Origin of the sequence: Legionella pneumophila subsp. pneumophila str. Philadelphia 1 (genome assembly GCF_000008485.1) — a bacterium.
In the GTDB taxonomy this organism is placed as follows: Bacteria; Pseudomonadota; Gammaproteobacteria; order Legionellales; family Legionellaceae; genus Legionella; species Legionella pneumophila.
Genome location: NC_002942.5, coordinates 554,738 through 567,165, shown reverse-complemented (window position 1 = coordinate 567,165; position 12,428 = coordinate 554,738). Strand labels below are relative to the sequence as shown.

Genomic DNA, 12,428 nt, shown 5'->3' with positions numbered 1-12,428 from the left:
CACTGTTGAGCCATTCTCGCTAATTATTTATTTTCGTGCAGTAGTTCCAGAAGATACTGGATGCATATAAATTTTTCTTGGGGATTCAGGAGGATAACCATACCCTTTATCCGCCAGTCGCTTCACATTTTGTAAATATTTTTCACCCCATATTCCAGGATCAAAATTAGTCACAACAACGTTATAAGGTAAATTAATAATCGACTCAAAAGCCTTTCTCTGCGCTATTTCATGGCCAGCAAAAGCTATCTGAACCTCTGCCTCCATACTGACACCACCAGATTTTAAGCGCTCTACCAGTATATAGACCATTTTTTCAATAGTATAGAAAAGTTTGCACATGGACATACCCGCACTAAACATATCCTGGCTTTTGGATGTAGATAATTTAGAGCCACTATCATGAATAGAATAAACAAATTCATGATCATTAGAACCAGGTATCAGTTCGGGTTCAATGACTATCGCAGGAGTAATAGTATCAATATGTGGAGAAATAACATGAAGATGAAAATCTGCCCAATGCCACCATATTAGATAGACTCGCTCCACTATGGCTAATGGATTATTCAAATCATCTATCATTGTCAGTTTGCGATCGTCTAGATCAGTATCTACGAAACCTGCTTTGATTTCGATATCGCCGTCTGCCATTTATATTTACCCGGGTAGTAAGGATATTATTGTTATATTAGCCCAAAATTGACAATAGAACATTAAACAGAGCTTAAGAAAAGGTAAAAAAGCCGTAAAATCAATGTATAGCATAAAATAGATACCCGCTTTTTCATAATAATTTGTCTTTATATCGTTTTATATGGATAAATTAAGGGTTATTTTGAGGCAAATTTAAGTACTCAAATCAACAATAAATCGACGGATAAATTCACTTCAAGTAAAATAACTCGTATACTTTCTAAAATATCAGATTAATTGAATGTAACTTCAAACAAAAGCGGAGTGTAGCTCAGACTGGTAGAGCACTGCCTTCGGGAGGCAGGGGTCGCAGGTTCAATTCCTGTCACTCCGACCAATTAAGAGCAGGGTCTATTCCGAAGACATCGGTTACAAATTATATCGGAGACCCAGGTTAACATAATGCGCATAAATTTTGAAAAAGCCAATTCCAATCATATCAACATTATCTTTAGTTGGCTTAAAGAGCCCTTTATTCAAGAGTTCTGGGACAACACGCAAGCCCATAAAGATGACATCTTAAACTTTATTAATGGTCGCACAGAACCCTCATCCTATGCGGACGGTAAATATGTTTATTGGATAGCAAGCGGTAATGGGCATCCTTTCGCAATGCTGATGACAATCCAAGAAACAAGCGAAGATGAGATCGACGACATTAAATTGATTAACCTTTCCAAGACTGGACATTCTTATGGTATCGATTACATGATTGGTGATAAAAACTATTTTGGCATAGGTTATGGAGCTAGAACCTTGATAGAATTTATTGATTTTTTTATAAAAGAAGTCGATCCGAAAGCCGATACGTTTTTAATTGATCCCGCAAGTGACAATCCCAGAGCCAAGCATGTTTATATAAAAGCAGGTTTTGAGTATGTTGCTGATTTTTTGATGTCAGGTGACGTCTCTGGCGCGGGAAAACTTCATCATTTATTGATTAAACGCATTGGTTTAATCAAATGATTACCGGAATAAATCACATTACTTTAGCAATTAAAAACCTCAATAAGTCTTTTGCTTTTTATGCTAAGATCCTTGTGCTCAAACAAATGTTACCAACTACTATTCTACGCCTCAAAAGTTTAATACCTGAACTCGTCAATGCAGGTAAAGCATGATCACCATCGACCTTCTCAAAAATCATCCACAAAGCATAGCAAGGTGTGCAACAATTTGGCATGAAGTACTTGGAAAAATCTGGGTTCCCGAGATCCCGGTTGAACAAGTTATTCAACGGTTCAGTGAGCACCTAAATGCTGACAAACTACCCATTACGTTTATAGCACTTGATACAGGGAAACCCGTTGGGATGTGCTCTTTGCGTGAAAATGATGGTATCAGGCCAGAAATAAGCCCATGGCTTGGCTCGCTTGTGGTTGACCCTGCCTATCAGAGACAAGGTATTGGAAACAGGCTAATTGAAGCCACAAAAAATAAAGCCAGAGATTTAGGTTTTAATAAACTGCATCTTTTTGCCTTTGACCCAACCATTCCTAATTATTACTCCCGCCTTGGTTGGGCCATAATCAGCATGGATAAATTTAAAGGACATCCAGTCACTGTAATGGAGATATTATTATGACTCCTCATATTATTGGCATTAGCGGTATAACAGGCGCTGGAAAATCCACTTTGGCAAAAGCATTGTCCCTGGATTTAAAAGCAACTCTTATTTCATGGGATGACTTTGATGACATTTCTTTAGAACCCGAAGATTATATCGAGTGGTATCATAAGGGTTGTAATTACAGTGAATTTCAAAGGGAAGACCTTGCAAAGGTTTTGGCAGAGCTTAAAGCAAAAAGAGAAATTATTCATCCAGTCTTACGCACTTTGCTCAACCCTGCGGAATACATAATTTTTGATGCTCCATTAGGGAAACTTCATGTACAAACAGGTGAATATATTGATACCTGTGTTCATATTGAGGTGCCACTTGATATTTCATTCTGCCGTCGCATTTTGAGGGATTTTAAAGATAAATTACAAACTAAAGAAAATCTTCTTGAAGAAATCAGTTTTTATTTAAACCATTCAAGACCTTTGTTTTTTGATGATGAACTGAAACAAAATGCCACTATAGCCATTGACGGTCTCCTAAGTACCGAAGTGCAAATTCAAATAATCAAAAATTTTTTAATTGGTGAACAAGATGACAAAATTAAGAAACCTGGATACTTATCTTAGCTTGTGCACTGAGGTCTATGACTTAAGCAAACCCAATCCTCCTGAAGAGGCTTATGCATTTTATCGCAGTTATGTAATGAATGTGAAAGACCCTATTTTAGAGCCAATGTGTGGTACCGGTCGTTTTTTACTTCCATTACTTGAAGAAGGATTCGAAATACATGGCTTTGATGCAAGCGAATATATGCTTGAAGCCCTCAATATTAAAGCCAAAGCTAAAAATCTCAAACCAACAGTATGGAGAGGTTTTGTTGAAAATTTAACGAGGCCAGAAAAATACAATTTGATTTTTATACCAAGCGGTTCCTTTTGCTTGCTTATCGATCCTGCAACAATAAGACTAGCACTTCAAACATTTTATAATCACCTAAGCGATGAGGGTATTTTATTGTTTGAGGGCGAAACACTCAAAGCAGTGCCACAACTCGATGTCTGGAGAGGTTCAGTTTGGCATAAGCCCAATGGCCAGATGATTATGCTCAGTCAATTAGCGACCCTGAAGGATCAAGTTTGTCATTCTATCGGTAAATATGAACTCGTTCACAACAATAGTATAATTCATACGGAGGTTGAAGAGTTGAGGGTAAGAATTTACGACCCGCAGGAGTTAACAGGAATTCTTAAAAGTTGTGGTTTTAAAAATGTCCGTTTGATTAAAGCATTTGATAGTGCCGCAACTCCAGATGACCAAGATGAGACAATTGTTTATGAATGCCGAAAATAATGTTCTTAATACCCTAAATAGCTTATCTAAAGAAATAAATAAACTCTATGGGTATGTCACCATTGCTGGGGATAATTTTGGTGAACCTGCAATTAACTCAGGCTCTTAGTGAAAATTTGCTACCCAAAGTCTATTTATTGTTTTTAATTCGATAGGATTTACCTTTTACTCCATGCCCAACTCCATCTTTGTAGTATTATTCCATAGCGCATTTTTACATCACACGATGTGCCGCATCATACTCGATTCGAGCCTACGCAATAATAAAATTTGTCTTGATATTTGATTGCCTCCAACCAAGAAGCACTTTCAAAACCTCAGAAGCATATCCTAAGCCCAATAATCTTCACCTTGATCGCCCTCCATAGAACATTAATTACTCAATAAGCTTAATTTTCCCTTAATTTTGGAGTGATAATATACTCTTCGTCAATAAAAAATGCATTCGGTGCAGGAACAATTATGCAAACCCAGAAAACCATTTACGAACAAATTCAAAAGGACAAAGGAAGCTACAAAGGCGTTACCTTATCCTATTCCGGTGCACAATATTTGCCTTCTTCTTTTCAGAATAACAAATACAGTGCCGATAACCCTGAACTAAGTCCCTTACAAGCATTTACTGAGCGTTTTAAGAACATTGGTGCACTGGTAATTCGTTTTCATCTGGGTCAAGGGCAACGTGCAGGATTATTACAGCAAGTATCTAAATTCAATTATTCCGAAAATCCAGTTGAGCGTCCAGCTCAAGGTGGGGATGAGGAAACCTTATTTTTCAAAGAAGAAAGTACTAATTCCGGTAGAATTAATGGTGATGTACTTGAGTTTGCCAGCCATCTAACTTTAGGGCGCTCAAAAGTATTAAATGAACGAGCACAACCCTTGGTTCATGTGAATCAAAAAAGCACCTACGGAGAACAGGGAATATGGGACATTATACACGCCCCTGTTTGGAATGTTGGTCGCGCAATGAAGTATGAATTAAATAAACAAGGCTTTATTTATATAAATTGTCCAGCTCAACTTAATCCAAAAGAAAAAGAAATATTAGATCGGCAATTACGCACCTCGGGAAAACCTCCTGCACTGGTTTGTGAAGAGATGGGCGTTGAAGCAATAGAATCGGATATCAGTAAATTAGATATTTATTTAGATGATAAACAAGAATTTACTAAAGAACCTAATGGGCTTGCAATTGCTAACAATAAAGAGGATAAAAAATATGCTCCTATGGGCTGGATAATCCATAAAAAAACAGGTGAAGTTTTACCGCAAGAAGTTACAGAAGATATTATTCGTGTTTCTGCCATAGCCGAAGGTGGGTTTTATGAAAAACGCCCTACCCAGCAAAAAATCCTTCAATCTGGTAATTTAATGAATTCAAGTGGTTTAGGGTTATTCACTCAAAATCAGGCTTTTAACGCAATGTATGTAATTTTTGATTATTTACAAAGATACAACTTTGATCCACGTCCTTTGTTAGACAATTCCTTACAGATTGCATACAACCGATTACAATCGACTCTAGAAAAAGATCCTTCTTTAATTGATGACTTTCTTGTTGGAGCTTTGCAAGATGAAATGGTGCAACATTTGAGAGTGAGTCAGCCTAAAAGTATTCGCAGTGTCTTACCGATTCGCTTTACCAATAGCTTTCCTGTAACAATTAATAATCTAAAGACTATTGCTTATGCTTTTGGAATTAAAGATAAATCAGAACAACCTATATTTAGAGGATTTGATGACAATGCTGGTTTATTCAAAAGCGAGAATATGATTGATTCTCAAATAAGTGGCACATTAGTCACACCATCTTTCAATACAGCTGCTCATGTAGCAGCAATTGTTTCAACAGCAGAACTGATTGCTGAGCAGATGATTTTAGAGCAACTAATACCAGATGCTTTTGCTAAAAAAAATCCCGAGGATAGTGCATTATTCATTCTCCTGGTAGATATTCTAGGTAAGGAAGAAGCTGACAAGCTCTTCACTGAGTTAATGGATGAAACAGCAAAACTACCTACAATAGATAACAAATTAATTGTAGGAGCTCAATTTGCGTATTGCAAAAAATTAGTGCAAAAATTGCAAAACGGTTTAGGTTTAGACTCTATGAATATTCTTTTGTGTAAATTATCCAAACCTGGATTAAGCACACAAGAAGTTTTGGAGAATCTTGACTCAAGGGAACTTGAGCAATTAACTAAGGTATTAGAAAGATTATTCAAAATTGGAGATATCTTGCAAGAATTGCCCTTAACGACTGCAGCTCCAGAGTATTCTCGAGGAATAAATGCAGGACTTGCCCCTTTAATTGCTCATGTTAATCCACATTTAGCGGTTAAGTTAAATATACAAACTCAATCAATAATTAAAGCAGATATACCTGCGATTGATAAGGAAAAAGTACGCGATCGTATGTCGACTCGTGTTTATAATCGTTGTCCTTTTTTAGCCAAACAGTCTAAGGAACAAAAGCCACAGCAAGTTTCGGAGACCAATGATGTTTTGGTCTCCAAAAACACAGGACCTTCTTTTTTTCAAACAATAAGAGAGAATCAAGGTAAGATCACTGCAGTACTTCTGGGAGCTGCTTATATTGGTCTTAGTTCCCTTTTAGGCTAAATTTAATCCTTGGCAGTGAAATGATTATTTATTTCACTGCTTCTTTATTTCTGTTCAACTTTTTGGGAGGATGCAATAAGATTTTTTTGATGACAAACCTTTTTACAAACTCCCCAAGTTAGCAATAATCGCCATACACGAGGCTACTAAAAGGTGCTACAACTAGTCGACTTCACATTCTTTTGGCTTTTTTAAGATTTATTTTGAATCTGGACTTTATTTAACCTTTCTTTTATCCCTGTTAATAAATTTTGACAAGATGTATACAAATATAGTTGGGTGCAATAACAGTTGTGTTCAATATTATGATTTCCATAAGACAATTGGTCAGGCAGTACCTGAAACTCATGTGTTCATAAATAAGGATAGAGACGGGATTTAATTTTTGTCCAGAAGGCAAAAGAAAACAGATGCAAACATCAAATACAACATGGGCCAATATTAGTCATTTATGTTTTTTTTGGTTATACTCTCCCCGCTTGTTTAATTAACATAGAGAGAGACCATAATGACAGACCTTAGAACAGAAATTGAATCGCTCATTCATAATGGATTATTGCCAGATAGAGAATATGTTTCAGCCAAGCGATTTATTAATCATTATGCCAATACAAATGAATTTTGGGCTGGTTTGGCATTAGTAGGAATTACCCCTATTATCAATGGGCTATATGCTTGCTACTATGCCTCAAGGACAGTATGGGCCACCTTGCGAACTGTAGGTAATTTATTAATTTTAAAACCGGGCTTGGCATTGGACGCGCTCAAAGATGTGGGTTGCCATTTAACTCTCTCTACCTGTTTACTGCTTATGGCTCCAATTCATGCTCTGACACATGCCGTTGAAATTCTTACCAGAGTTATATCATCATGGTTTGTTGGTCAAGAACCTCGCCATGATTTATTAGAAACCGGGCTTATGGCAAAGTGGGCAAACAGAGTAAGTGGATATCAAATGGTTAATGAGTTGCCTTCATCCAATTACTTGAATAAAGCCAGGTTCTTTTCTTCTTATAACAATGCCTGGGATTGTTTAGAACAAATGGCATCCCCAATGACCTCCTTGGCTAAAGGCGGATTTCATTCATTAGTCGAAGCATTGTATGGAGTTGAGTCTGCGATAGAATGCATTGTCAATTTGGCTATCTGTAAGCCTTTACATGCAAAAGAGAATTTCCATAACTTACAAGTACATTTCGGTTTGGCTGTCTCTTTGGCTGTGATGACACCAATTAATGCTCTGGTCGAAGGAATTGCCTTTATGACACGTCTTGGTACTACCTGGGTTTCTGCTTGCCTCAAACCAGAAGTGACTGAGACTGAGCATGAGAATACAACCGCTTATCAATTCAACTAATTCTTACCTGCCTGCTACAGTCGCTTGCGACTGTAGCTCATTAAAAAATACCAAGCTCTTTGTGATTAAGGACTGATTTCCTTGTATAATTCCATAAAATTAGTACGTTCTTCGAATAACCTTTCGAATTAATCCCGCCTGTTGTCTTTTAGGCAAGGATTTGTAACTATTGAAAATGAAAACAAATGGTAAGACAAGAAATCTCAGGAAAAACCCTATGCAAGACACACAGTCAGCTATGGTTTGCTCTGTTTTTTGAGTCAAAATAGAGTCTGTTTGCAGATAATAAATCGAGAAGGAGATTGAACGATGGACCTTGGCTTTCCAACTTTTATATATGGAACCGCCTGGAAAGAAAAGCGTACAAGCGAACTGGTCGAGCTTGCATTAACTACCGGATTTCAGGGTATAGATACTGCAAACCAAAGAAAACACTATTATGAAGAAGGTGTTGGATATGCCTTGCAACAATACTATAAAAAATCAGGTATCTTGCGTGATGATATTTTTTTACAATCCAAGTTCACCTATACTCATGGCCAGGATCATCGCAAACCTTACGATGATACAGCAAGTCTGACTATTCAAGTCCAGCAATCTTTTGCAAGCAGCCTTGAACATTTAAATACTGATTATTTAAATTCCTATATTTTGCATGGCCCTTATTATCAATATCATTTTTCTGATGAAGATAAAGAAGTCTGGAACAAAATGGAATCTCTGCATAAAGATGGGAAAGTAAAACACCTGGGCATATCGAATGTGAGTTATGAACAGCTAGTCGAACTCATTTCATTTGCTTCGGTAAAACCCAAGTTTGTTCAAAATAGATGCTTTGCCAGGCTATTATGGGATAAACAAATTCGTAACTATTGCCAGGCTCATGGAATTATTTATCAGGGGTTTTCTCTGTTAACGGCTAATCAATATGAGTTAAGGCATCCGAAACTTGAGAATCTCAGCAAAAAGCACGAGAAATCGATTGAGCAAATCATTTTTAGATTTTCACAACAGATAGGAATGTTGCCTTTAACTGGCACGACAAATTTGGATCATATGAAAGAAGATCTTGCCATCCATCAATTCAGGCTGACTGATGATGAAATCAATTTCATTGAAAACATTGCCTTTATCCCATAAAATTTTTTTTCGATTTGACTGGGAAATTCATATTGTAATCCCCTGTAAAATGGCATTCCCTAACCAAAAAAAATGAACTTCATGATGAATGCTTCCTGACGTTCGAGAGGTAATCCAATCCCGCACTTCGCAAAATATTTTATCACCCAACGATTCCTCTTCCATTTGCAAAAAAAACAAAATGAGCCATTTCAATTCAATGCTGTCTTTATCAGGCAACCGGATAGAAGTGCTTAGAGATTCTTTCTGAAATAAAATTTTTTGGGTCCTTAAGGCCATCTCAACTTCTTTATCAGTATAAAATTTCTCTAAATGATTCCCAATATAATGTCTGAATTGCGATTGAATTTCATAAATTCCATGACATCCTCTGATAACAATTAAAGCAGAGTCTCCTGTTTCATGAATCTGCTTAATTATTTTTGGCAAATCAGGGGACCAATACAAACACTGCGATGCAAAAATCCAATCAAAATGGTCTGTGCACACATCAAAATAATCTTCTGCAGTTCCAGCAAAAGTATTCGTTTGGACTGGAATTGGAAAATCTGCTTTTGCATATTCTTTAATTGCTTGCAAACTAGGATCCACTCCGGTAATAACTAACTTTTCCGGTAAACGCTTTGCGTAAGCATTCACTATATTTTTCATCAATGCGCCATCATGGCAACCCAAATCCAATATGTTCGCAGTATGAGAGGGAGGATGAAATCGTTTATCCAACAGCTTTACCAGGATTGACTTCTCGCTTGCACTAGAAAAATAGGTTTTAAAAAACTGGCGCATATCATACATAGACATGTAGTGATTCCTCAATCGCTTATCAAATTTAATTTTTAATATAAATACACTTTGTTAGGAGGGTATAACCAATTAGTTTCCGGATAATCGACTTCATACGTTTCAATAAACTGAAACGACAATGCTTTTCTTGAGTTTTTAGACGTATTCATTGGGCTGCAGTGCACAAAATTACCGTGAAATAACAAAGCATCTCCGGCTTTCACTTCCAAGGCAGTATAAAATTCGCGCTCTGTCATAAAATCAGGAATATGTAACTGATGAACTTGCTCAAAGTGACGCGTTTTTGTCTCTCGGTCCACTTTTGATACCCATTTCAACGGCCAATGATTACTTCCTAAAACCCCATACATACAGGCATTCTCAATTAACGCGTCTTCCAGGGCAACCCACAGAACAACGACACTTTGTGGTTCAGTAAAGGCAAATGTTGACTCCTGATGAGGTCTTACCTCACTGCCTATTCCATTAGGATATTTGGGAATATAGACACTGAGATGGCAGATTGGCTTCTTAAATCCAATCCCTTTTAGCAAATCCAGAAGTACAGGGCTATCATAAACTGCTCGCTGCATCATCGGATACCTATTGATGAGATGCATACCATGGCCAATTCGATTGACTACCCGCATATTATCAATCACTTCATAAAATACATGTGCCTTATTACTTGAGGCTTGAAAATAAGGTTCTGTGACATATTCTCTATCCACTGACTCAGGTTTCAAAGGATCTTTGGAATAAAAATGAATGATTTTATTATTCCAATACCTGGCAATATCCTGCTCAGCATCCTTTTGCATTATCTCAAGTTCATTAAGCAAGCTTATTCGGTTTGCCTGATTGAGATATCCATTAAGTCCAATAATGCCATTTTGTTCATAGTCTTTCAGAACCCGGTTCAAATTATCTTGGATTTCATTAGATGTAAAAATTGTTAATTTTTTTTCATTCAATAAATTGTCCATAACAACTCCAAACCAATGTCATGGCTAAATTTGATTGTAAAATGCCAGGAAATAAATTACCGTCTGCTTGCAGGCTTAATATATATGGGGAATCTGGTTTATCTGACACGGTTATGACCTCTTTAATAAAAAATAAAGAAGCCATCACCAAAAACCTAATCGCGTGTTCAATCAGGATGACTAAAAGAATACTGAACACTAAGGATTTTCTTGTAGGAAAATTTACAAGTATTTATTATGGGTGTCAACACAAAACCAAGACATGCGTTTGCCGAACCAGAATGGTATGGTTAAACAGCAAAAAACATTTTATTTAAACAATGTATTTAATTTCTGATATCATCCGGGGGTTGGTATATCAGGGTTTGGCTCATCATTCTCAGGAGATGAATTTTCTATTTTAGTATCTTTAGGCCCTAAATTATTTCGCTGGGCATCCGCTTCTTCAACAGTATCAATTGGACTGCCTACCTGTGTGTCCAGATAAAGCTTTTTAATTCTATCCGCCGTTGACACTGGTGCTTGATTGTTATCTACTTTATTATCACCTTCTGATAGACGTTTAATTTCATGCCATTTGGATTTTGGGGGTTGATCTGCCATTGCGTTTCTCAACTAGAGTGATTTAGTACAATTATAGATCACAATGTTTGTAGATCACAACATTAAGATTAGGACTTCTAAATACGTTGATGCACCATTTAGATCTAATCTGAGCCAAAAAATCCAAATTCGTTACACCCATTTATCCTTGTCTGCCCATGATAATTTATTAATTTTGAGCTAACTTTAAAATTTGGTTGATAAATTCACTTTTTGCATCAGTGTATTGCTCCCTATCATATTTGTGTTCCTGAGCCAGTTTGATTTTTAGTTGCTGATATTTTTCAGCTGCTTCTGGATGAGAGAGTAAATAGTCTCTGAAAAATGTTTTTCCTTTCCAATGCCTGGATGATGCTTCGACGATATGAACATGGTGCGTTCGTCCATTACCATAGGGGGGCATGCCTTTTACAAAAAACATTCGTTCAGGATCTGGATTATCTTCCCAATATTCATAATCTAATTTCTGTAATATCGGCACAGCAATAATCTTCATTTCTTCTAATGACCTCACTGCAATCTGAATATCAATAATGGGTTTTGATGCCATGCCAGGTATTGCTGTACTGCCTACATGCTGGATATCAATAACACTATTTGCGGGAAATGAGGCGCGTAACTTCACCATTTCTGCCTTGGCTAGAAGCGGCCACTCTGTATTGTATGCAACAATATCGATATGATCTTTTTCAAGTACCTCATTATTATCCTTGATAAAATCTTCATAAGTCATGGCCCAATGCTCATGACCTTGCCACACGTCATTCACTCTCAAATATCGTGGGGAAAATCCTTCATAGCGAAAACCATTTTTCTTCACAAGCCAGATTGAACGGGTATTCTCAGGTTGTATATTCGCTTCTAAGCGATGCAACCCCATGTCCTTAAAAACTTTGGTTAATATTAATTTCAAACCAGTACTCATATATCCTTTACCCGCATAAGCTGCAACAACATAAAAGCCCAAATACGCATTCTGAAAGTAACCACGTACTATTTCACTGATATTAAAGACACCCGCTAAGTTATTGTCAGAAAGAAGCAGATAGCTTTTTTGGTTTGGTTTTTGATAGCGAGAAAAATACTCATCAAACTCTTCAGGTATTATCGGTGCCTTAACCCAAGGATGATGTAATGCTTGACTACTTTGCATAGCACAAAGAAACATCTCTTTATCTTCAGATGTTATCTCACGAATAATTACCTCGTTCATTGGATTCTTGACTCCAGAATGTTTCACGAACCATAAACTAATTGGCCAGATTCTTAAGGAAAAATCAAAATGTTTCATTTGGATTAGTTTAGAGTCATCGGATTTTTTTCT

12 protein-coding genes and 1 tRNA gene are annotated in these 12,428 nt (G+C 36.8%); 8 read left to right on the top strand and 5 right to left on the bottom strand.

All coding sequences use genetic code 11. From position 1 onward, the window contains the following. Positions 1-27 precede the first annotated feature (27 nt). Positions 28-654, bottom strand: a complete 627-nt coding sequence (lvgA, locus tag LPG_RS02620) for a Dot/Icm type IV secretion system effector LvgA (RefSeq protein WP_010946272.1) — start codon at positions 652-654, stop codon at positions 28-30. A gap of 302 nt (positions 655-956) precedes the next feature. On the opposite strand from lvgA, the gene LPG_RS02615 reads away from it, so the two are divergent. The 8 genes from LPG_RS02615 to LPG_RS02580 all read left to right on the top strand — a co-directional run bounded on the left by LPG_RS02615 (position 957) and on the right by LPG_RS02580 (position 8,732). Beyond that, a tRNA-Pro gene (locus LPG_RS02615) sits at positions 957-1,033 on the top strand. Positions 1,034-1,098: 65 nt separating this feature from the next. Beyond that, positions 1,099-1,662: a GNAT family N-acetyltransferase gene (locus LPG_RS02610; RefSeq protein ID WP_010946271.1), complete on the top strand. Its 564-nt coding sequence runs from the start codon at positions 1,099-1,101 to the stop codon at positions 1,660-1,662. A 151-nt stretch (positions 1,663-1,813) separates the two neighbouring features. Beyond that, complete coding sequence (locus LPG_RS02605; RefSeq protein ID WP_010946270.1) at positions 1,814-2,281, top strand: GNAT family N-acetyltransferase; 468 nt, start codon at positions 1,814-1,816, stop codon at positions 2,279-2,281. Next, a complete protein-coding gene (locus tag LPG_RS02600; RefSeq protein ID WP_010946269.1) occupies positions 2,278-2,886 on the top strand; it encodes an AAA family ATPase in 609 nt (202 codons plus the stop codon). Before LPG_RS02605 ends, LPG_RS02600 begins: the two co-directional genes overlap by 4 nt. Next, positions 2,852-3,610 (top strand): class I SAM-dependent DNA methyltransferase, encoded by a 759-nt coding sequence (locus tag LPG_RS02595; protein ID WP_015444799.1) that lies wholly within the window; start codon positions 2,852-2,854, stop codon positions 3,608-3,610. Before LPG_RS02600 ends, LPG_RS02595 begins: the two co-directional genes overlap by 35 nt. Positions 3,611-4,021: 411 nt before the next feature. After that, entirely contained in the window at positions 4,022-6,235 is a 2,214-nt protein-coding gene (gene ceg17, locus LPG_RS02590; RefSeq protein WP_010946267.1) for a Dot/Icm T4SS effector Ceg17, read from the top strand. A gap of 508 nt (positions 6,236-6,743) precedes the next feature. Continuing rightward, the gene (locus tag LPG_RS02585; protein ID WP_010946266.1) at positions 6,744-7,592 is read left to right on the top strand and encodes a lpg0518 family Dot/Icm T4SS effector; all 849 of its coding nucleotides are present in this window, start codon (positions 6,744-6,746) and stop codon (positions 7,590-7,592) included. A gap of 309 nt (positions 7,593-7,901) precedes the next feature. Beyond that, entirely contained in the window at positions 7,902-8,732 is an 831-nt protein-coding gene (locus tag LPG_RS02580) for an aldo/keto reductase family protein (protein ID WP_010946265.1), read from the top strand. 27 nt (positions 8,733-8,759) lie between these two features. Here LPG_RS02580 and LPG_RS02575 read toward each other — a convergent pair whose 3' ends face one another. The 4 genes from LPG_RS02575 to LPG_RS02560 all read right to left on the bottom strand — a co-directional run bounded on the left by LPG_RS02575 (position 8,760) and on the right by LPG_RS02560 (position 12,317). Continuing rightward, complete coding sequence (locus LPG_RS02575; protein WP_015444802.1) at positions 8,760-9,533, bottom strand: class I SAM-dependent methyltransferase; 774 nt, start codon at positions 9,531-9,533, stop codon at positions 8,760-8,762. A gap of 35 nt (positions 9,534-9,568) precedes the next feature. Further along, positions 9,569-10,501 (bottom strand): Dot/Icm T4SS effector LegD2, encoded by a 933-nt coding sequence (legD2, locus tag LPG_RS02570; protein WP_010946263.1) that lies wholly within the window; start codon positions 10,499-10,501, stop codon positions 9,569-9,571. Between the two features lie 339 nt (positions 10,502-10,840). After that, a complete protein-coding gene (locus LPG_RS02565; RefSeq protein WP_011213142.1) occupies positions 10,841-11,104 on the bottom strand; it encodes a hypothetical protein in 264 nt (87 codons plus the stop codon). A 169-nt stretch (positions 11,105-11,273) separates the two neighbouring features. Then, positions 11,274-12,317 (bottom strand): GNAT family N-acetyltransferase, encoded by a 1,044-nt coding sequence (locus LPG_RS02560; RefSeq protein WP_015444804.1) that lies wholly within the window; start codon positions 12,315-12,317, stop codon positions 11,274-11,276. Positions 12,318-12,428 lie beyond the last annotated feature (111 nt).

Excerpts from the sequence above, each read along its gene's own strand:
- LPG_RS02585 (WP_010946266.1), top strand. The coding sequence starts at position 6,744 with ATGACAGACCTTAGAACAGAAATTGAATCGCTCATTCATAATGGATTA.
- LPG_RS02565 (WP_011213142.1), bottom strand. The coding sequence starts at position 11,104 with ATGGCAGATCAACCCCCAAAATCCAAATGGCATGAAATTAAACGTCTA.
- legD2 (WP_010946263.1), bottom strand. The coding sequence starts at position 10,501 with ATGGACAATTTATTGAATGAAAAAAAATTAACAATTTTTACATCTAAT.
- LPG_RS02580 (WP_010946265.1), top strand. The coding sequence starts at position 7,902 with ATGGACCTTGGCTTTCCAACTTTTATATATGGAACCGCCTGGAAAGAA.
- lvgA (WP_010946272.1), bottom strand. The coding sequence starts at position 654 with ATGGCAGACGGCGATATCGAAATCAAAGCAGGTTTCGTAGATACTGAT.
- LPG_RS02560 (WP_015444804.1), bottom strand. The coding sequence starts at position 12,317 with ATGAACGAGGTAATTATTCGTGAGATAACATCTGAAGATAAAGAGATG.
- LPG_RS02575 (WP_015444802.1), bottom strand. The coding sequence starts at position 9,533 with ATGTCTATGTATGATATGCGCCAGTTTTTTAAAACCTATTTTTCTAGT.
- LPG_RS02610 (WP_010946271.1), top strand. The coding sequence starts at position 1,099 with ATGCGCATAAATTTTGAAAAAGCCAATTCCAATCATATCAACATTATC.
- LPG_RS02600 (WP_010946269.1), top strand. The coding sequence starts at position 2,278 with ATGACTCCTCATATTATTGGCATTAGCGGTATAACAGGCGCTGGAAAA.
- LPG_RS02605 (WP_010946270.1), top strand. The coding sequence starts at position 1,814 with ATGATCACCATCGACCTTCTCAAAAATCATCCACAAAGCATAGCAAGG.
- LPG_RS02595 (WP_015444799.1), top strand. The coding sequence starts at position 2,852 with ATGACAAAATTAAGAAACCTGGATACTTATCTTAGCTTGTGCACTGAG.